This is a genomic window from Streptomyces sp. DSM 40750 (assembly GCF_024612035.1).
In the GTDB taxonomy this organism is placed as follows: Bacteria; Actinomycetota; Actinomycetes; order Streptomycetales; family Streptomycetaceae; genus Streptomyces.
In genome coordinates this window covers 9,435,239-9,455,102 of sequence record NZ_CP102513.1, presented here as the reverse complement: position 1 = coordinate 9,455,102, position 19,864 = coordinate 9,435,239, and the positions used below count along the sequence as shown (strand labels likewise).

The following is a 19,864-nucleotide window of genomic DNA, read 5'->3' as shown; positions in this document are numbered from 1 at the left end:
GCTACTAACTATCCAGTGCGTTAATTAGCCGGGTAGCACCCGGCGCGGCCGCCCCATCACCCCAGGGGCCCGGCTCCCTTCCCCCCTTCGCTTTGCCCTGCCTTGCCTTGCCTTTCTCCGCTTCACTCCCCTCTCATGGTGGAGATCCCTCGAAGGAGCACGCCGTGTCCGTCCCCGCCGCACCTCCCGGCCAGCCCAAAAAGGCCGCTACTGCCGCCTGGATCGGCAGCGCCCTGGAGTACTACGACTTCTTCATCTACGGCAGCGCCGCCGCCCTGATCTTCCCGACGGTCTTCTTCGACGAGTCCGACCCGGCCACCGCGACCCTGCTGTCGCTGGCCACGTTCGGTGTCGCGTACGCGGCGCGGCCGATCGGCGCGCTCTTCCTCGGCCACTTCGGCGACCGGCTGGGCCGCAAGAAGATCATGGTCTTCACGCTGATCCTGATGGGTCTGTCGACGTTCCTCATCGGCTGTCTGCCCACCCGCGACCAGGTCGGGACCCTCGCCCCGGTCCTCCTGGTGCTCTGCCGCGTCCTCCAGGGCATCTCGGCGGCCGGTGAGCAGGCCAGCGCGAACTCCATGACGCTGGAACACGCACCGGCGGACCGGCGCGGCTTCTTCACCAGCTTCACCCTGAGCGGCACCCAGGGCGGACAGCTGCTCGCCACCCTGGTCTTCATCCCGATCGCCGCGCTCCCCGAGGACCAGCTGCTCTCCTGGGGCTGGCGCGTCCCGTTCTGGATGAGCATCGCGGTCGCCGTCGTCGGCTACGTCATCCGCCGCACGCTGGAGGAGACCCCGGCCTTCACCCAGCAGACCGAGTCCGAGGGCGTCGCCAAGCTGCCGCTGGTCGTGCTGATGCGCGAGCACTGGGCGGACGTGCTCCGGGTGGTCGCGGGCGCGCTGGTCGCCTCGGTCTCCACGATCTTCACCGTGTGGGCGCTGGCGTACGGCACGAGCGAGTCGGTCGGCCTGTCCCGTTCCTCCATGCTGTGGGTGGGCGCGCTCGCCAACCTGGTCGCGCTCGGCGCGATCCCGCTGTGGGCCACGCTCTCCGACCGCATCGGCCGCCGCCCCGTGTTCCTGATCGGCGCGGCCGGCAGCGCGGTGATGATGTTCGTCTACCTGTGGGCGATCTCCACCGGCGCCTACCCGCTGGTCCTGATCCTCGGCATCGTCACCTTCGGTGTCGTCTACAGCGCCGCGAACGGCATCTGGCCCTCCTTCTACGGCGAGATGTTCTCCACCCGGGTCCGTCTGTCCGGCATGGCCATCGGCACCCAGATCGGCTTCGCCATCGCCGGCTTCGCCGTCACCTTCGCCGCGCAGATCGCCGGCCCGGACGGAGACAACTGGTTCGCCGTGGCCCTCTTCACCACGGCCCTGTGCATCCCGCCGGTCCTCGCCGTCCTCACCGCCCGCGAGACCCACAAGATCCCGACCGAACTCCTCGGCACCCGCGCACCGCGCGAGAAGAACGACCGGGAGCGCGTCGCGGCCTGAGCCCCGACGAGAGACACGACCGAGTCCCCGGACACCTCCCGAGGTGCCCGGGGATTCGTGCGTGGCGGCGGGCACCGCGAGAGCGACCCCGATGCGAAGAGCCGTGCAGGTCGGGGGCATGATGGCCGAACTGCCGCGACCATGCGGCACTGCTGTCAGGGGGAAGAGTGAAGCGCGGCGAGGACCCTTACAGAGCCACCCCGCCTCCGTGGCAGGGGTGGCCCGCGGCCGAGACCAGCCGGCGGCGCTGGAGAATCGCTCTGATCGTCCCGCTGGTCGGCGCGGCCGGGTGCGGCCTGCTCTTCCTGCTCGGGACAGGCGCGTTCGCCCTCCTGCTCATAGTGAGCCGCCTGTCGGTCCCCATCCCCGACGGCGAGCCCTTGGCCATGAGCACGGCCGAGATCACGGGCACCTGGGTGGACGAGCAGGGCGAGCGGCTGGAGCTGAAGGCGGACGGGACGTTCGCCTCGGACGGGATCTGCGGCGACTTCGGCGACTTCGGCGACGACGACCCCAACGCCACCACCGCTCCGGACCCAGGCGCCGGCACCTGGGAACACGACACCCGGCACGCCGGGGACACCGGCGACCCCGTATCGAAGGTCCGCCTCACGTTCGCGGCCGAAGGGGTGAGCACCCAATACGAGGCCCGGGGCACGTCGAAGGACCCTGTCCTGTGGGAGTACATCGGCGACCCCGACGAAGGCAAGCTGTGCGTACTGGAGAAGGCGGCCGAGTAAGGCCTCAGCGCCCGGCGATCCCGTAGGCCCGCTCCACCCGCAGCCGCAGCACGAGCCGCCGGTCCCGGACCATCGCGGCACGGTAGTCGTCCCAGTCCGGGTGTTCTCCTTGTACGTCCCGGTAGAGACGGATGAGCTCCTCGACCGTCTCGTCGTGCGGGTCCTCCGCCACCGGGGTGAGGTCGGCCGTGCCCTCGACGACGGTGTACGTCCATCGGTCGTCGCTGGTGACGTGGTACGACACTCGGGGGTCCCGCCGCATGTTGCGGGTCTTGGCGCGCGGCTCGGTGACCGACACGCGAATGGTCCGCTCGTCGGGGTAGTACGCGTGGTTGACGTTCGAGAGCTGGGGGCGGCCGTCGGCCTTGAGGGTGACGAGCACTCCGCCGCCGTGCTCGGAGAGCAGCTTGAGCAGCGCTTCCTGCACGGCTTCGTCGTCGTTCGTGTCCCGGGTCATGATCGGTTCAACGCGTCGGCGTGCGTATGGATTCCCCGTCCGGGCGGCCCGATGTACCGGCGGCCCGATCCGCGGGCGGCGATCTGCGGCGGCGGCCTCCCGGGACATTCAGTAGACAGTGTCTACCGCCGCCTGGTAGACAGTGTCTATGGATGAACGGAACACCGGGTCCATGGGTGAGCGGAGCACCGGGCTGCGGTCCCGGCTGGTCGATGTCGGGGTCGATTTGGTGACGGCCGAGGGTGTGCAGGCGCTGTCGCTGCGGGAGATCGCGCGGCGGGCGGGCGTGTCGCACGGGGCACCGCGGCGTTACTTCCCGACCCATCTGGAGCTGTTGTCGGCCATCGCGCGCCGGGGGTTCGAGGAGCTGGCGGGCCGGGGGGTCGCGGCACTCGGGGAGGACGGTACGGCGAGCCCGCGCGAGCAGATCGCGACGCTGGGGCGCCTGTATCTCGACTTCGCGCTCACCAACCGGGGCATGCACGAGCTGATGTTTCGTCATGATCTGCTGGAGAGCAACGAGTTGGGGCTGCGTGACGCCAGTCTGCCGATCTTCTCCCTGCTGGTCGATCTCGTCGGGCGGGCCCGGCCCGACGCCGACGCCCGGCTCGTGGCGGGCGCGCTGCTGGCGAACCTCTACGGCATAGCCCAGCTGTGGACCTGGGGCAGCCTCCAACTCACCACGGGTGCCGATGACTTCGCACCCTTGCTCAACACCGCGCTGGACGCGCACCTGGGGAGTGAGGGGCGATGACGACAGCCACGACGGAGCCCGGTGTCGACCGGGGCGGCCCGATATGCGCACCGCACCGCCGCCGCCTCACTCTCGCGAACAGTGTGCTCGGTGCCGTGCTCGTCGCCCTCGACGGAACGGTACTGACGATCGCTCAGCCCGCCCTGCGGCGCGACCTCGACGCGTCCCTCACCGAGGTGCAGTGGACGAGCACCGGCTATCTGATCGCGGTGGCGGGGCTGTTGGTGTTCGCGGGGCGGCTAGGCGACCGGTTCGGGCATCAACGCCTGTTCGCCTGGGGCGTGTTGGGATTCGGTGCGGCGTCCGCCGGCATCGGGTTCGCGCCCGGTGTGGGCTGGGTGATCGGGTTGCGGGTCGTCCAGGGGGTGTTCGGCGCGCTGTTGCAGCCCGCCACGCTCGGGATGCTGCGGGCCGCGTTCCCGCCCGACCGGCTGGGGATGCCCATCGCGCTGCGGACCAGCGCCATCGGTGTGGCGGTCGCGGCCGGGCCGCTGGTCGGCGGTGTGCTCGTCGCCCAACTGGGCTGGCGCGCGGTGTTCTTCCTCAACGTCGTCCCGGCGCTGGTCATGGGCCTGCTGGCGCTGGCGGTACGCGCCCCGGAGGCGGGGCGTACCGAGACGGCGGCGGGACACCCGGGGCATGCTCGCAAGGCTTCGCCCACCCGCCTCGACCTGCCCGGCGCCGCGCTGCTCGCCGTCGCCCTGGCCGCTCTCGTGCACACGCTGGTCGGGGTGGCGGAGCACGGCTGGACGGCGACCGGGGTGCTCGGCCTGCTCGTCGCCGTCGGCGCCGCCTGTGTTCTCGTACGCCATGAACGGCGCACCCCCGACCCGCTGTTGCCGACCGCCGTGCTGGGCTCGGCGACGGTGCGTGCGGCGCTCGGGGTGCTGGTGGCCGCGTCGGCGGCGATGCTCGGCGCGCTGTTCGTGTGCAGCTTCGTCCTCCAGGACGTGCTCGGCATGGACCCGCTCCGCACGAGCCTCGTCGCGCTGCCCGGCGGCGTGATGATGGTGCTCGGGGCGCCGCTGTCGGCCGTACTGCTGCGCCGGTGGGGCGCCCGTCCCACGGCCCTCACGGGGACGGCGCTGCTCACCGCCGGGGTGCTGGCGCTGTCCCGGATCGGCCCGGGGTCGTCGACGGTGGCGGTCGGGGGCGGATTCCTGCTGCTGGGGGCCGGTTTCGGCGCGCTGATGGTCACCGCGACCGCCGTCGTCGTACGGCATGCGCCGCCGGAGTCGGCGGGGGTGGCGGGCGGACTCCAGCAGACCGCGATGAACGTCGGCCCGACGCTGGGTGTGGCGGCCGCGACCACGCTCATGCCGCTCGGCACGGGCCCCGCGTTGCTGCTGCTGGCCGCGGTGGCCGCGCTCGGTGCGCCTCTTGCCGGACGAATGCCCCGACCCGCCCGCCCCGCGAGGGATGGAACGCGATCAGTACGGAACGATGAGAGCAAGGATGAACGCGAGCCGTAACCCGGGCCACCGGAGGAGAACCACCATGGAACCACTGCGCCAAGAGGCAGAGCCGCGCGAGGCCGGCCTCGACCCGAAGACCCTGGCCCGCCTGGACGAGTACCTCGCCCGTCAGGTCGACGACGGCCGACTGCCCGGCTACCTGCTGTCCCTCGCCCGCGGCGGCCGCGTCGCCCACCTCACGACGTACGGACACCGCGACCGCGAGGACCGACTCCCCGTCGAGACCGACACGTTGTGGCGGATCTACTCCATGACGAAGCCCGTCACGTCGGTCGCCGCGCTGATACTGATCGAGGAGGGGCGGCTGGCCCTGACGGACCCGATCTCCCGCTACCTCCCGGAGTTCGCCGAGCCGCGCGTGTACGTGTCCGGTGAGGGCTCCGACATCCAGACCCGCCCGGCCGAGCAGCCGATCCTCGTCCGCCATCTGATGACCCACACCTCGGGCCTGACCTTCGGCTTCTACTACAGCCACCCCGTCGACGCGCTCTACCGCGACGCGGGCCTGGAGCACTCCGTCCGGCCGGGCGCCAACCTGGCGCAGACGTGCGCGGAGTACGCGAGCCTTCCGCTGCAGTTCGAGCCGGGCTCGCAGTGGAACTACTCCGTCTCCACCAATGTCCTCGGCCGGATCATCGAGGTGGTGTCGGGGCAGGACCTCGACGAGTTCTTCGCCGAGCGGATCCTCGGGCCGCTGGGGATGACGGACGCGGGCTTCCAGGTCGCCCCCGGACAGGCCGGTCGGCTGGGCGAGTTGTACGGCGAGCAGAAGGACGGCTCCATCGCGCCCGTTCCCGGCCTGCCCCTCCGCGGCCGCCCGCGCTTCCTGTCCGGCAGCGGCGGTATGGTCGCCACCGCCCGGGACTACCACCGCTTCACCGAGTTCCTGCGCCGCCGCGGTGAACTCGACGGCGTACGGCTCCTGTCCCCCGAGTCCGTCGACATGATGGCCACCAACCAGCTGCCGGGAGGCGTCGACATCCACACGCATGGCAGCGCCTTCCACCGGCTGCCGGGAAATGTGGGCCTCGGCTTCGGCCTGGGCGTCTCCGTGGTGATCGACCCGGCCGTGACCGAAGGCCCCTCCTCCCTGGGCACGTTCGGTTGGACCGGCGCCGCGACCACGACGTTCTGGGTCGATCCTCGCCGCGATCTGACCGTCCAGTTCATGTCCCAGGTACGGCGGCGGTCGTCCTCCTCCCTCTATCCGGAGCTGAAGCGACTGGTGCACGAGGCCGTTGTGGGCTGAGTCCGGTGACATGGCTGTGGCCCGGTGAGGGCTGGTCGCGCACACGCGGCGGAGCCGCATGTCGGACAGCCCCGCGCCCCTGAAGGGGCGCGGCATCCCTGGGCCCCTAGTCGATCCGCAAGGTGAACTCCACACCGTCCTCGGCCAGTTCAGCCAGCCACGCCTCCGAACGTTCCCCCGTCTCCGCCGCCCGGCTCAGCCCCGCCGGCAGCGAACCGTCGAGGATGTGCCCGACACCGAGGGCGAGGGGGCGGGACACGAGGCGGGCCATGGCGCTCTCCTCCCGCGTGCCGACCGCGTCGAGGAGGTAGCGACCGGACCACCGCTCACCCGAACCGCTGTGGACATCGAGGGAGACGGCCAGGACGACACGGTCGCGGTCGGTCTCGGTGGTCGGGTAGCGGGCCGCCAGCTCCCGGGCGAGCGCGGCGATGCGCCGGTCGTCGTCGCCCTCGATCTCCGCGAAGACCGGCGCCCAGGCGGTCAGCCAGCCGTCGAGGCGGAGGGTGCCGCGGACGAAGGTCCGTGGTTTCCAGGCGGCCGGGAGGCCGTACTGGGTGACGAAGGGGACGCTGTCGCGGTTGGGGTAGACCTCGAAGGTCTCGCCGTCGAGGACGTGGGGGCGGGTGGCCGTCCAGGGGCGGTCGGCCGTGGTCTCCGTACCGTCCTCGATGTAACGGGCCGGTGAGCGCAGGGCGTTGAGCACTCCGGCCGGTGCCCAGCTGAAGCGGTATGTGAAGTCGTTGGGTACGGCCGGGACGCCACCGCAGTACGAGGTGAGGGTGTACGAGGCGGCGGTCTCCGGTCCGATCGCCGCGCTCGCCCGGGCGATGAGGCTGTGCGCGAAGAGATGGTCGATGCCCGGGTCCAGGCCCGCCTCGGTGAGGACGGTGACTCCGGCGGCCTCGGCCGCCGGGACCAGCTCCAGGACCGCGTCCGAGACATAGCTGGAGCAGGCGAAGTGGGCCCGCGCCCCGACGCATGCCCCGAGCAGCGGGGCGTGTTCCGGGGCCGGGAGCATCGAGACCACGACATCTCCGGGCTCCAGCTCCGCCGTGAGCGCCGGCAATGTGTACGCGCGGGGCTCGGCGCGGCCGGTCAGGCCCAGTGCGGCCAGGGCCTGCCCGGCGCGCTCCTCCGTGCGGTGCCACAGCCGTACGCGAGCGGCCGTGTCGCACAGCGCCGCCAGTCCGCTGCCGGTGGACAGGCCGGCGCCGACCCAGTGGACGGTGCCGCTCGTGGGGACCACCTCAGTCATCGGGCAACTACCTTTCTGTGAGACCCAGCTCATCGCTCACCTGACGGAAACGGTCCAAGCAGCGTCCCCATGCTCCACCGGTCTCGAACTCCAGCAGCTGCGGCAGCAGCGCGGCCGAGAAGTCGGTGCTCGCCTCGCGGGGCAGCAGGGAGGGCAGGTTGTCGATGGCGATGAGGTCGAGCGGCGGGTCTTCGCGCAGCCGCCGTACGGGGTGGTCCCACTCCGTGGTCGTGTCGTAGACCGGCAGGACGTTCATGGGTGAGCCGACGTCGACGGTGACGTCGGAGAGGGTCCTGAGGCGGCGGTCCGGTCCGTCGAGGTCCTTGTCGGTCAGGAAGGGCGGGACCGGGGTCGTCGTCAGGACGGTGTTGACCATCAACTCGTGGGCCAGCAGGGCCGGACGGTCGAGGTTACGGGTCTCGGCCAGGTCCCAGCAGGTCGGCTCGACGCCGGCCTCGCCGAGCGCCACGCGGGCACCACGCCCGCTGCGGCCGAGGGCGCCGATGACCAGGGCGCTCAGGTCTCCGGTGGACGCCCGGAGTTCGGCCTCCATCGCCTCCTTGGAGGTGGGCTGGAGCGGGGTGCTCAGGACGCCCCGGTGGTGGAGTACGGCGAGGGCCGCGCCCAGGTAGCCGGCCCAGTAGCCGAAGGCGGCGAGCCTGCGGCCCTGGTCGTCGACCAGATACTCCAGGTCGAGCAGCGCCCCGCCCCCGGCCGCGAACCTGCGCAGCAGGTCCTCGGCGCCGGGCTGCCCCTTGTAGGCGTGCCCGAAGAAGACATGCCGATGGGTCAACCCGGTCGGCTCGTCCGGGAGTTCCTTGAGGCCGACGATCACCGCGTCCGACGGCGCCGACACCCACGAGCCGGGGGCGGCGACCTGGCAGCCGGCCTCCTCGTACGCCGCCACGGGGAAGATCCGCTGCGGGGAGTCCTCGACGGTGATCCTCACCCCGCTCTCGACGAGCCGCCGGGCGTCGGACGGCACGATCGGGGTGCGGCGTTCGGTGGTGCGGGTCTCGTGGCGGAGCCACACGTGGAGAGCGGTCATACGAGGTTGGCCTCCGGGCGCAGGGAGTCGGCCGTGAACCGGTCGACGCTCAGCGGGCTGATGTCGACGAAGGGTACGCGCCCGAGGTACAGGTCACGGACCACCTCGCCGACCGCCGGGCCCTGGAGGAAACCGTGGCCGGAGAACCCGGTCGCGTACAGGAAACGGGAGCACGAAACGGCCTCGCCGATCAGCGCGTTGTGGTCCGGCGTGATCTCGTACAGGCCCGCCCAGCCGCCCGTCCGGCGCAGATCGAGCAGGCCGGGCGCACGACGTTCCATGGCCCCGTACAGGCGGGGGATCCACCGGTCGTGGGTGTCGGTGGCGAAGCCGGGCCGTTCGTCGGGGTCGGACATCCCGATGAGCAGGCCGGGGCCCTCGGTGTGGAAGTAGAGGCTGCTGGTGAAGTCGATCGTCATGGGGAGGTTCGGCGGGAGGCCGGGCACCGGTTCCGTGACGGCGATCTGGCGGCGCAGGGGCTCCACCGGGAGGTCCACGCCGACCATGGCGCCGACGGACTTCGACCAGGCGCCGGCCGCGCACACGACCGTGTCGGTGACGATACGGCCCTTGCTCGTGACCACCGCGGTGATCGTGTCCCGCCAGGTCTCGATGCCCACAACCTCGCAGTTGCGCAGCACGGTCGCCCCGTGGCGGCGGGCTCCGGCGGCGTAGCCGTGGACCACGGACTCGGGGGTGCAGTGTCCGTCGTCGGGCGAGAACGCGGCGGCGAGCAGTCCCTCGGTGGAGATCGGCGGGGAGAGCCGCTGGGCCTCGGCGGGGTCGATCATGCGGCTGGGCACACCCAGGTCGTTCTGGAGCTGTACGCCCGCCTCGAACTGGGCGACCTCGTCGGGGGTCGTCAGGAGGAAGAGGTAGCCGACCCGGTGGAGTCCGATGTCGTGGCCGAGTTCCTGCTTGAAGCGGCCGAACGCCTCCAGGCTGCGGGCGCCGAGCTGGATGTTGAGCTCGTCGGAGAACTGCGCGCGGACTCCGCCGGCGGCTCTCGCAGTCGACCCGGAGGCGAGTTCGTCGCGTTCGACGAGGACGACGTCGTCCACTCCGGCCGCCGCCAGATGGTAGGCGATGCTCGTCCCGATGACGCCTCCGCCGATGACGACGACCCGTGCGCTGCGGATCACGAACGCTCCCTTCGTCCGACCGTGGTCGGATTGCCCGACGGAGTCAGGTCTTCCACCACAGGCGAACGTTCATGCGGAACGCCCCTGACGACGAACGCGCGGCGGGCACGGCGGCCGGTGTCGGAGTCACCTCCGAGGGCGGCCGCCGCGCTAGGGCCCTTCTGATGGATCTCCGTGGGAGAAGGAGCGGCGTTCGGTGCGTGCGCTCGGCGTGCGGCGTGGAGGGCCATGTGGCGGAGCCACCTGTCCCTTCGCGTCGTGCGGCGAGTGGGGGTACCTCCCACGCCCTTAAGGCAGTGGGGGAGCGTGCCGGGCGTCGCGACGCCGCGGAGATCCATCAGAAGGGCCCTAGCCCCGGCGGTCAGGACGAGTGGACCACCGCGTCCAGGTGCGGCAGGTAGTGGTCGAGCCGCTCGCGCTTGGTGCGCAGGTAGGTGATGTTGTCCTCGCACGGCGTGATCAGCAGCGGTACCTGCTCGGAGACCTTGATGCCGTGGCGCAGCAACGCCTCCCGCTTGCGCGGGTTGTTCGACATCAGCCGGACCGACCGTACGCCGAGGTCGTGCAGCATCTCGGCCGCCACCCGGTAGTCGCGGGCGTCCACCGGCAGACCGAGGGCGAGGTTCGCCTCGACCGTGTCCAGGCCCTCCGCCTGGAGCTTCATCGCCTGGAGTTTGGCGAGCAGGCCGATGCCGCGCCCCTCGTGGCCGCGCAGGTAGACGAGGACGCCGCGGCCCTCGGCGACTATCGCCCGGAGCGCGCTGTCGAGCTGTTCGCCGCATTCGCAGTGCTGGGAGCCGAAGGCGTCACCGGTCAGGCACTCGGAGTGCAGCCGGATGAGAATTCCCTCGCCGCCGCTGATGTCGCCGTACACCAGGGCCACTTGTTCTTCGCCGCGGTCCTGGTCGAGATAGCCTACGGCCTCGAAGTCGCCGTAGGTCGTGGGCAGGGGGGCGTTCACCACGCGTACGGCGCCGGAGGACTGGGCATTCGTGCCGAGTACACCAACATTTTCTGTCATGATCTGGTTCCTATCTGGTAAGCCCTGACGTCATGCGAAAATGACGGAGCATCAGCAGAGACGAAAGGCCGTGAAAAGATGAGCAGTTCGGGATCGAGGTCCGATTCGCAGTCCGCGGGACGAGGGCCGCAGCCGACGGTAGCCGGTCTGCTGCCGGCCGACACCACCGCGGACGTACGTGCGCGCGGTGCGGGCACCGGCCGGCAGGTGGCGGTGCTTCCCGTCGGCAGCTACGAGCAGCACGGCCCGTATCTGCCGCTGGCCACCGACACGCTCGTCGCCTGCGCCATCGCGGGTGAGATAGCCGCCGCCTATCCGGTGCACCTCCTGCCGCCCGTGACCATCGCCTGCTCGCACGAGCACGCGGCCTGGCCGGGCACCGTCAGCATCTCCGCGACGACCCTGCACGCGATGGTCCGCGACATCGCCGCTTCGCTGCGCCGGTCGGGCGTCGAGGCGCTGGTGGTGGTGAACGGACACGGTGGGAATTACGTCCTGGGCAATGTCGTCCAGGAATCCACCGCGGCGGGACATCGAATGGCCCTTTTCCCGGCGATGGAGGACTGGGACGCCGCACGCGAACGGGCGGGCGTACAGACCTCGTTGCTCAGTGATATGCATGCGGGAGAAATAGAGACCTCCATACTTCTGCATTGCCATCCCGAATTGGTCCGACCCGGTCACGAGACCACCGATTTCCTTGCCGACGACCGCCGTCATCTCCTCTCCCTCGGTATGTCGGCCTACACCGATTCCGGTGTCATCGGCCGTCCTTCGCTGGCTTCCGCCGCGAAGGGGAAGGAGTTGCTGGCGGGGTTCGTCCATTCCTTCGGGGCGTACTTCTCGGTGGTCACCTCGGACACCTGGGACAAGGGAGCGGTTCCGCCGGAGCCGGACTCGACGCCCTCCTCGGCGGGCGACTGACGGCGCGCCCGCAGGGCGACGTACCAGCGTCCGACGAGTACGAAGACCCCCGGCAGGGCGGCCGCGAAGCTGAGCACCCCGTAGACGACGGCCACGGTCAGCCCCTGGGAGGCGCCCAGTCCGGCGGCGCCGAAGGACCAGGCGGTGACGCCTTCCCGGGGGCCCCAGCCGCCGACGTTGAGCGGCAGGCTCATGGCGATCAGGGCCAGCAGCGCGAGCGGCAGCACCTCCAGCGGGGTCGCGGCGGACCCGGCGACCCGTGCGGCGAGCAGGAACATGGCCACGTATCCGGCGAGCACCGCCACGGACGAGATCAGCACGGCGGGCCCGCTGTCCCGGTTCAGCAACGCGCCGCGCGCCTCGGTGAGGACGGCCCGGACGCGGCGGCCCCGGCCTCCTCCGGACGCGCTCGGCTTCCGGCCCATCCGGACCGCCGCCCAGATCGCCAGCGCGCCCAGCGTGGCGAGCACCGTCACACCCACCGCGTGACGGGTCTGCTCCAGGACCGGGGAGGGCAGCACCAGCAGGACCGTTACGCCCACGACGGCCAGCACCAACTGGCCCGCGGTCCGCTCGATCACCACCGCGCGCACACCGCGCCCCATGTCTCCGGAGCTCTGCCCGTGCCGCACCGCCCGGTGCACATCACCGAGGACACCGCCGGGCAGCGCCGCGTTGAGGAACAGCGCACGGTAGTAGTCCGCGACGGCCGGCCCGAGCGGCAGCCTGATCCCCAGCGCCCGCGTGACCGCGCACCAGCGCCAGGCGCTGAACACCGTGGTCAGCACGCCGATCCCGACGGCCGCGACCAGCGTCCCGCCGTCGATCCGCCGCAGCCCGTCGACGAACACCCCGGTACCCATCCGCCAGATGACGACGGCGAGGATGACCGTTCCGGCAAGCGTGCCGAAGTGGGTGCGCAGCGCTCGGGTGAACTTGGCGGTGGGGCGGGGGCGGGGCTCGGTCAAAGCCTTCGGCGAGGTGGCGCCGGGCGTCGCACCGGACACCGCCGGAGCCTCCGGGCGGGCACCGCTCGCGCGGGCCGGCATCTCGCGGGGCACGACGTCCCCCTCGGCACGGTGGCCGACGGCCGGCTCCGTCCGTACGTCCGCCGAGGCCGTACGGCGATCCAGGGTGGACGCGGACCCGCTTGCGGCCACGCGCGGTTCCGGGTCCGGCGTCGCCGTAGCAGTCACCGGCTCGCGCGAGCCCGCTCCGGGCGCCATCGCGCGCACCCTCGTCCGGGCCGCGGGCGCGCTCGCCTTCACGCGTGCCCGGACTCCCCGCGGCCGTACCCGTACGCGCTCCCCCGTGACCGGTGGATGTGCCTCGACCGCCTCCTCCACCGGCGCCGTCATGAGGCTCCGCCCGTCGGCCGGGGCAGGGCCAGCAGGTCGCTGTGGTGGACGACGACGCGGAGTTCGCCGGCCGCGGTGGCCCGGAGGCGGTCGCGGAGGTAGGCGTCGGCGCGCTCGGTGAGTTCGGGGCGCTGTACGCAGGCGGCGCCGACCCAGCCGCGCAGCCACTCCTCGGTGAGGGCGGTGTGCCGGGCGTCGAGCTGCCAGGGACTCGGGTGGACGCGGACCGTGGCGCCGTGCTGGGCGAAGGCCTCGCAGGCCACGGTGATCGCGTCGGGCCCGAGCAGATCGCCGGCGCGCTGGTGGGCGTTGAACGCCTCGGCCATCTCGGCGTCCAGGGGGTGCGCGGGGACGAGGTCCACGCGGCCGACGACGGAGAGGGTCAGCAGGGCGGGAACCCCGGAGCCCGCGCAGGCGGCCGCGAGCGCCTCGATCTCCTCGCGGGTGAGGACATCGAGCAGCGCCGACGCGGTGACCAGCGAGGCACCCGCCAGGTCGGCCGCCGTCAGCCGCCCGATGTCGCCGCGCCGGGTGGTGACCGTGACGGGGCTGCCGTCGGCGGCCGCGCGGGGCGCCCGCGCGGTGGCCAGCCGCAGCAGGTTCGGGTCCTGGTCGTGCAGCACCCACTGCTGGGTGCCGTCCAGCCGGGGCGCTAGCCAGCGGCCCATCGAGCCGGTGCCGCAGCCCAGGTCGTGGACGGTCAGCCCGGTGGCACGACCGGGCAGGTTGGCGAGGCGGATCCGCAGCGGGTCGAGCAGATCCACCGCGCGGGCGTCGGCGTCGGCGCTCTCGCGCAACTCCAGCCACTGCGGGGCGTACTGGTGCCCCTCGGGCGCCGGCGTGTCACCCCCGCGCCCCGCCATGCTCAGCGCCGCCCCGGAAGCGGCGGCACCCTCAGCGGCAGCGGACGTACCCCCCGAAGCGGTCGCACCCACAGACCGGGGCCCACCCGCAGACGTGGCCATATCGGCAGAAGTGGTCATGCGGCCCTCCGAGGTTCGTGCCGCAGCCGGCCCAGAACTTGGGCGAGGCTGCGGGCCGTGGTCGCCCACCCGTCCAGCGCGGCCCGGCGGCCGCGCGCCGCGGCCTTCAGCCGGCGCCGTACGTCGGCCTCCCCGAACCAGCCGCGCAGCTCCGCCGCGATGGCCCCGGGGTTCTCCGGCGGGACGAGGATGCCGGGCACGCCGCCGTCGGGGGCGCGGCCGACGGCCTCGGGGAGACCGCCGACGTCCGTGGCCAGCACGGGAATTCCGCGGGCGAGGGCTTCGGTGACCGCCATCCCGTACGTCTCGGCGTACGAGGTGAGGACCATGAGGTCGGCGGCGGCATAGCTCGCGTCGAGCTCCGCGCCGGCCTGCGGTCCGGCGAGATGGAACCGGTCCTCCAGGCCGAACTTCGCGATCAGCGTGCGGATGTGGTCGACGTACTCGGGCTCCTGGTCGAGACCGCCCACCAGTACGCAGCTCCAGCGCAGTTCGGTGACGCTCGCGAGGGCCTCCACCAGCCGGTGCTGGCCCTTGCGCGGGGTGACCGCGGCGACGCACAGCAGCCGGGAGACGCCGTCGGTGCCGGAGGCGAGGGGGGCGATGTCGGCGCCGGGGGCGGCGACATGGACCAGTTCGGGAGCGAGCCCGTGGTGTGACACGAGTCGCCGGACGGCCCAGTCGCTGGTCGCGATGACGGCGGACACGCCCCGCAGGGTCGTGCGTTCCTTGGCGTCGAGTTCGGCCGCGAGGTCGGGCTCCAGGCCCGTCTCGTCACCGAGCGGCAGGTGCACCAGCACGGCCAGACAGAGCCGTTCGGCCTCGGGGAGGATGATCTCGGGGACACCGCAGGCGACCAGCCCGTCGAGCAGGACGACCGTGCCGTCGGGGAATTCGCGCAGCGTACGGGCGAGTTCGGCGCGTGCCGTCTCACCCGGGCGCGGCCAGCTGCCGTCGATCGCGTGCTTGTGCACCTGCCAGCCGAAGCCGGGCAGATCGAGGCAGATCCGGCGGTCGTAGGCGTTGCCCCCGCTGGGCCGGGCCAGGTCGTCGACGCCGCCCGGCATCACGAAGTGCACGGAGCGCAGCGACATGGGGACGATCGCGGCGTGCTTCAGTGCCGCGTTCTGCACGGGCACATAGCCGAGCCTCACTTGCTCTCCCCCGTCTGCCTGAGCCATGGCGCCGACGGCCGCCCGGTCGATCGTCACGTCGGTCACAGGGCACGCTCGTAACTCGCCCAGGCGATGTGCGACTCGTGCAGGGTGACCGTGATGCCGGCGATGCCCTTGGCGTTCTCCCCCAGGGCACCCTTGTGGATCCGCTCGGCGAGGCGGTCGGCGATGACCTTGGCCAGGAACTCGGTCGAGGTGTTCGTGTGGGCGAAGTCGGGCTCGTTGTCGAGGTTGCGGTAGTTCAACTCGCTGACCACGGCACCGAGCTCCTGCGTGGCCAGTCCGATGTCTACGACGATGTTGTCGTCGTCCAGTTCGGCGCGCCGGAAGGTGGCGTCCACGAGGAAGGTGGCGCCGTGCAGGCGCTGCGCGGGTCCGAAGACCGCCCCGCGGAAGCTGTGGGCGATCATGATGTGATCGCGGACGGTGATGCTGAACAACGGACGACCCTCCAGTGCGGTACGTCTGCCCCCGGGCCGGGGCATGCCGTGTAGTACGGCTGCTCCCTACCCGTTGTTCAGCCGAGTTTTGCGGTTTCTTTGGGGGGTCAGCGTTCCGTTCGGGCAGTTCAGGGGCGGGTGGGACGACCCGGAACGCTCAACTCCCGGGTTCAGTCGGTGTCGTAGCGCACCCGGTGGCACATCCCCGGCAGCTCTCCGCTCGCGAGCTTCGGCATGATCTCCGGGAGTTCCTCGAAGGCGCACTCCCCGGTGACGAGAGCGTCGAAGCGGGCGTCGGCGAGGAGTTCGAGGGCGAGCGCCAGCCGGTCCGCGTACGTACGTCCGACGCGCCCGGCCGGGGAGACGGTTCCGACCTGGCTGCTGCGGATGGTGAGCCGGCGTGAGTGGAAGGCCTCGCCGAGCGGCAAGGCGACCCGGCGGTCGCCGTACCAGCTGAGTTCGATCACCGTGCCTTCGGCGGCGAGGAGTTCGAGAGAGCGTACGAGTCCTTGTTCGTTGGCGCTGGCGTGCACGACGAGGTCGCACTCGCCCAACGCCTCCTCGGGCAGCGCGAAGTCGACGCCGAGCGCGCGGGCGATGTCGGCGCGCGCCGGGTCGGCGTCCACGAGCTGGACCCGCACGCCCGGGAAGCGGGCCAGCAGCGCGGCGACCGAGCAGCCGACCATGCCGCCGCCCACGACGGCGATGCGGTCCCCGAGGAGGGGGGCCGCGTCCCACAGGGCGTTGACGGCGGTCTCGACGGTCCCGGCCAGTACGGCACGGGCGGCGGGCACGGTCTCCGGTACGAGGGTGACGGCGCTCACCGGAACGACGTAGCGGCTCTGGTGCGGATACAGGCAGAAGACGGTCCTGCCGACGAGTGCGTCCGGCCCCTCTTCCACCCGCCCCACGCTGAGATAGCCGTACTTCACGGGAGCGGGGAACTCGCCCTCCTGGAAGGGCGCGCGCATCGTCGCGTGCTGGTTCTCGGGCACGTGGCCGCGGAACACGAGCGTCTCGGTGCCCCGGCTGACCCCGGAGTACAGCGCGCGGACGAGCACCTCGCCCTCGGCGGGTCCGGCGAGGGTCTCCTCGCGGATCTCCCCCTGCCCGGGAGAGCGTAGCCAGAAGGCCTTGGCTGTCGGTTTCATGTGCGTCTCCGTGAACGGTCCGGCGATTCTCCACGTACGCAGCGGTGGGAGTCGCGAACACGGTACGCGGCGATGATCGTTTCTGTCACACACACGTTCGGAAGGTTTGCGGTGGCCCTGATCAACACTTACGACGGCCGGCTGTTGCTCTCGGAGACGACCGTGGGCGCCGGTGCCCAGGTCCTGCTCCTCGCCTTCCTGGGCACGGCGATCGGACTGGGCCCGGCGGGCTGGCTGACCGGGCTGGCCTTCGGGCTCGCCACCTGGGCCGTCCTCAACCGCGCGCTGCTCCGCACCCGGACCCGCTCCTTCGGCCCCGCCAACCGCGTCACCCTCGGCCGGGCGATCCTCGTCGGCGCCGTCACCGCCCTGGTCGCCGACTCCTTCCAGAGCTCGCCGCCCGTCTCGCTCTTCGTCGGCCTGACCGCCGTGGCCCTGATCCTCGACGGCGTCGACGGCAAGGTGGCCCGCCGCACGGGCACCTCGACCGCGCTGGGCGCCCGCTTCGACATGGAGGTCGACGCCTTCCTGATCCTGGTGCTGAGCGTGTACGTCTCCATGTCGTTCGGCCCGTGGGTGCTGTTGATCGGCCTCATGCGGTACGTCTTCGTCGCCGCCGCCAAGGTCATGCCGTGGCTGAACGGTTCTCTTCCGCACAGCATGGCCCGCAAGACGGTCGCCGCGGTCCAGGGCGTCTTCCTGCTGGTCGCCGCCTCCGGGCTGCTGCCGTACGCGGCGGGCTTCGGCCTGGTCGCGCTGGCGCTGGGCTCGCTGCTCTGGTCGTTCGGGCGGGACATCGCCTGGCTGTTCCGCAACCGGGACGGCCGGGACGTGCTGACGGCCACGGCGACCGTGAACGAGACGGTGACCGTGGCCGTGGAGGCCCCCGCCGAGCGCCGGGCGGCCGAGCTCGTCAGGAGCTGACCGGCTCGGATCGCCGCGATCCGATCGGGCACGCGGGGCCCGGCTCAGGGGCCTCCGCGCACGAGAGGAATCGCACGAGGGAAATCAGCGGACCGTCAGGACGAGCTTCCGGGTCGTCCGGTCGGTCTCCCGACCGGGGCCGACGTGCGGGAGCAGATTCCGGGCCTTCATCGGCCCCTCGCCGGGCGTCGACCCCTCGGTTCCGCTGGTTCCGTCGGTTCCGCTGGTTCCGCTGGTTCCGTCGGCTATCCGGCAGCAGGCGAAGTCCCCGCCCCCGGCGGCATGTTGTACGGCGTCACCACCTGGATCGCCGACGGCAGGAAGGGGCCCTCCTCGGGCAGGGCCTGGTGGGCGCGCATGATGGTCTGGCAGGCGCGGCGCACGTCCTGGCGCAGGTCGTGGTGGAGCACGGCGGAGAGCCGGTGTTCGCGCAGGAGCCGGGTGTTGTCGTGGTCGAGGTCGTGGGCGACGAAGACGTGCGGCTCCCGGCCGAGCACGGCGAAGGCGTCGAGGGTCGCGGTGTTGCCGCCGCCGATCGAGTAGACGGCGCCGATGCCCGGCTCCCGCTTCAGCGCGTCGAGGACGAGGTCCCGCTGGGTGGCGTCGAGGCCGTCGCTGTCGGTGACCTCGACGAGCGTCCGCCGCGGCTCGACGGCGCGCATCACACCGCGGAAGCCCATCTCGCGCTCCTCCTCGTTGCGGTAGAAGCTGCGGCTGATCGTCACCAGCACGGCACCGGGCCGGTCTCCGAGCCACTGCCGGAGCAGATACGCGGCGGTCGCGCCGGCGGCCCGGTTGTCTATGCCGACGTACGCGCTGCGCGGGCTGCTCGGCAGGTCGGTGACGAAGGTGACCACGGGGACGCCGGCCGCGACCAGCCGTTCGACGGCGGCGGTGACCTCCGGGACGTCGGGCGCCTTGAGGATCACGCCCTGCGAACCGCGCCGGCCGATCCGGTCGAGCACCCTGACCATCTCCGAGGCGGACCCGGTCTCCCGGAAGTGGAAGCGGGACCGTACGACCGCCGGGTGGAGGGACGGCAGTTCCGCCTCCAGCGCCTCCCGGACCGCCGTGGAGAACCGTTCCGGGGTCTGCATCACGATGTCGACCATGAAGGTACGGCCGCCGATGCGCACCTGTGTCCGCTGCCGGTCCAGGTCCTTGACGGCCTGGTGCACCTCACGGGCGGTGCTCTCGCGCACTCCGCCCCGGCCGTTGAGGACCCGGTCGACCGTGGCCTGGCTCAGCCCGGCCTGACGGGCGATCTCACGGATCGTGTAGGGGTGTGCCATGGCGGTGCGTCCCGGATCTCGGTGGTGGTCTGGATGATGGGTTTTTGATGGTCCGCTGCGGGTTGTACGAGGGGCCCCGCGCCCCAAGACTGGCAGAGGCGAAGGCGCCGTGGAAGCCTCCGCGACCAGGCCTGGCGACGGCTCCGGCGAAGCCCCGCCGGAGCCGACCGAAAGGAAACTTCCCCCATGGCACTACTGGAGGACAAGGTCGTCCTCGTCAACGGCGGCAGCCAGGGCGTCGGCGCGGGCATCGTCCGGGCGTCCCTGCGCGAGGGCGCGACCGTGGCGTTCACGGGCCGCCGCGCCGAGATCGGTGAGAAGCTCGCGGCGGACACCGGTGCCACCTTCGTCCGGGCCGACCTTGCGGACCCGGCGCAGGTGCGCGGCGCCGTGGAGCGGGTGGTCGCCATCCACGGCCGGGTCGACAGCCTCGTCAACGCGGCCGGTCTGACCTCCCGCGGCTCGCTCCTCGACACCTCCCCCGAACTGTTCGACGCGCACATCGCGATCAACCTGCGCGCCCCCTTCTTCGCGATGCAGGCCGTGGTGCGGCACCTGGTGGCCCGCGAGGCGCCCGGCACGATCGTCAACATCGGCTCCACCTGCGCGCACGGCGGCCCGCCGCATCTCGCCCCGTACTCCGCGGCGAAGGCCGGCCTCGCGGGCCTGACCCGCAACGCGGCCCACGCCCACCGCTGGGACCGGATCCGGATCAACGACCTCAACATCGGCTGGACGGAGACCGAGGGCGAGGACTCCATCCAGCGCGAGTTCCACGGCGCGGGCGACGACTGGCGGGAGCGGGCCGCCGAGCGCCTGCCGATGGGCAAACTCGGTCAGGTCGACGAGATCGCCGACTTCGTCGTCCTCCTGCTGGCCGACCGCAGCGGCGTGGTGACCGGCTCGGTGATCGACTGGGACCAGAACGTCCTGGGCGCCTCGGACTGACCAACCGCCCCACCCTCCCG

General features: G+C 71.8%; 18 protein-coding genes and 1 pseudogene. 8 read left to right on the top strand and 11 right to left on the bottom strand.

Translation table 11 applies throughout. From position 1 onward, the window contains the following. The first annotated feature begins 164 nt into the window (after positions 1-164). Entirely contained in the window at positions 165-1,505 is a 1,341-nt protein-coding gene (locus JIX55_RS41410; RefSeq protein WP_257568346.1) for an MFS transporter, read from the top strand. Positions 1,506-1,672: 167 nt separating this feature from the next. Beyond that, the gene (locus tag JIX55_RS41405) at positions 1,673-2,245 is read left to right on the top strand and encodes a hypothetical protein (protein ID WP_257568345.1); all 573 of its coding nucleotides are present in this window, start codon (positions 1,673-1,675) and stop codon (positions 2,243-2,245) included. A gap of 4 nt (positions 2,246-2,249) precedes the next feature. On the opposite strand, the gene JIX55_RS41400 is transcribed toward JIX55_RS41405, so the two are convergent. Next, entirely contained in the window at positions 2,250-2,702 is a 453-nt protein-coding gene (locus JIX55_RS41400) for a PPOX class F420-dependent oxidoreductase (RefSeq protein ID WP_257568344.1), read from the bottom strand. Positions 2,703-2,874: 172 nt separating this feature from the next. Between JIX55_RS41400 and JIX55_RS41395 the strand changes: the two genes are divergently transcribed. From JIX55_RS41395 to JIX55_RS41385, 3 genes are read left to right on the top strand one after another with little or no spacing between them, the layout of a single operon-like run. Beyond that, entirely contained in the window at positions 2,875-3,456 is a 582-nt protein-coding gene (locus tag JIX55_RS41395; protein WP_257569657.1) for a TetR/AcrR family transcriptional regulator, read from the top strand. Next, on the top strand, positions 3,453-4,928 hold the full coding sequence (locus tag JIX55_RS41390) for an MFS transporter (protein ID WP_257568343.1): 1,476 nt from the start codon (positions 3,453-3,455) through the stop codon (positions 4,926-4,928). Before JIX55_RS41395 ends, JIX55_RS41390 begins: the two co-directional genes overlap by 4 nt. A 25-nt stretch (positions 4,929-4,953) precedes the next feature. Then, the gene (locus JIX55_RS41385) at positions 4,954-6,180 is read left to right on the top strand and encodes a serine hydrolase domain-containing protein (protein ID WP_257568342.1); all 1,227 of its coding nucleotides are present in this window, start codon (positions 4,954-4,956) and stop codon (positions 6,178-6,180) included. A 106-nt stretch (positions 6,181-6,286) separates the two neighbouring features. Here the strand turns inward: JIX55_RS41385 and JIX55_RS41380 are convergent, their stop codons facing one another. The 4 genes from JIX55_RS41380 to ribA all read right to left on the bottom strand — a co-directional run bounded on the left by JIX55_RS41380 (position 6,287) and on the right by ribA (position 10,649). Next, positions 6,287-7,438: a saccharopine dehydrogenase family protein gene (locus tag JIX55_RS41380; protein WP_257568341.1), complete on the bottom strand. Its 1,152-nt coding sequence runs from the start codon at positions 7,436-7,438 to the stop codon at positions 6,287-6,289. Between the two features lie 7 nt (positions 7,439-7,445). Then, positions 7,446-8,486, bottom strand: a complete 1,041-nt coding sequence (locus JIX55_RS41375; protein ID WP_257568340.1) for a saccharopine dehydrogenase — start codon at positions 8,484-8,486, stop codon at positions 7,446-7,448. After that, complete coding sequence (locus tag JIX55_RS41370; RefSeq protein ID WP_257568339.1) at positions 8,483-9,628, bottom strand: NAD(P)/FAD-dependent oxidoreductase; 1,146 nt, start codon at positions 9,626-9,628, stop codon at positions 8,483-8,485. Before JIX55_RS41370 ends, JIX55_RS41375 begins: the two co-directional genes overlap by 4 nt. Before the next feature lie 361 nt (positions 9,629-9,989). Beyond that, complete coding sequence (ribA, locus tag JIX55_RS41365; RefSeq protein ID WP_257568338.1) at positions 9,990-10,649, bottom strand: GTP cyclohydrolase II; 660 nt, start codon at positions 10,647-10,649, stop codon at positions 9,990-9,992. Between the two features lie 78 nt (positions 10,650-10,727). Between ribA and JIX55_RS41360 the strand changes: the two genes are divergently transcribed. Continuing rightward, positions 10,728-11,573, top strand: coding sequence for a creatininase family protein (locus JIX55_RS41360; protein ID WP_306820085.1), 846 nt, complete (start codon positions 10,728-10,730; stop codon positions 11,571-11,573). Positions 11,574-11,686: 113 nt separating this feature from the next. Here JIX55_RS41360 and JIX55_RS51030 read toward each other — a convergent pair. The 5 genes and pseudogenes from JIX55_RS51030 to JIX55_RS41335 form a co-directional block, all read right to left on the bottom strand. Further along, positions 11,687-12,436: pseudogene (locus JIX55_RS51030) on the bottom strand (lysylphosphatidylglycerol synthase transmembrane domain-containing protein); the annotation flags it as partial. 491 nt (positions 12,437-12,927) lie between these two features. After that, complete coding sequence (locus tag JIX55_RS41350; protein WP_443046653.1) at positions 12,928-13,914, bottom strand: class I SAM-dependent methyltransferase; 987 nt, start codon at positions 13,912-13,914, stop codon at positions 12,928-12,930. Further along, a complete protein-coding gene (locus tag JIX55_RS41345; RefSeq protein ID WP_443046652.1) occupies positions 13,911-15,134 on the bottom strand; it encodes a glycosyltransferase family 4 protein in 1,224 nt (407 codons plus the stop codon). The genes JIX55_RS41350 and JIX55_RS41345 overlap by 4 nt, the downstream gene beginning before the upstream one ends. Beyond that, positions 15,131-15,529: a 6-pyruvoyl trahydropterin synthase family protein gene (locus tag JIX55_RS41340; protein WP_257568335.1), complete on the bottom strand. Its 399-nt coding sequence runs from the start codon at positions 15,527-15,529 to the stop codon at positions 15,131-15,133. The genes JIX55_RS41345 and JIX55_RS41340 overlap by 4 nt, the downstream gene beginning before the upstream one ends. Positions 15,530-15,699: 170 nt before the next feature. After that, positions 15,700-16,680: a zinc-dependent alcohol dehydrogenase gene (locus JIX55_RS41335; RefSeq protein WP_257568334.1), complete on the bottom strand. Its 981-nt coding sequence runs from the start codon at positions 16,678-16,680 to the stop codon at positions 15,700-15,702. 111 nt (positions 16,681-16,791) lie between these two features. Between JIX55_RS41335 and JIX55_RS41330 the strand changes: the two genes are divergently transcribed. Then, entirely contained in the window at positions 16,792-17,604 is an 813-nt protein-coding gene (locus JIX55_RS41330; RefSeq protein ID WP_257568333.1) for a CDP-alcohol phosphatidyltransferase family protein, read from the top strand. Positions 17,605-17,849: 245 nt separating this feature from the next. Here JIX55_RS41330 and JIX55_RS41325 read toward each other — a convergent pair whose 3' ends face one another. Next, on the bottom strand, positions 17,850-18,896 hold the full coding sequence (locus JIX55_RS41325) for a LacI family DNA-binding transcriptional regulator (protein ID WP_257568332.1): 1,047 nt from the start codon (positions 18,894-18,896) through the stop codon (positions 17,850-17,852). A gap of 186 nt (positions 18,897-19,082) precedes the next feature. Here JIX55_RS41325 and JIX55_RS41320 point away from each other — a divergent pair, with 186 nt between their 5' ends. After that, complete coding sequence (locus JIX55_RS41320) at positions 19,083-19,844, top strand: SDR family oxidoreductase (protein ID WP_257568331.1); 762 nt, start codon at positions 19,083-19,085, stop codon at positions 19,842-19,844. Positions 19,845-19,864: the final 20 nt, after the last annotated feature.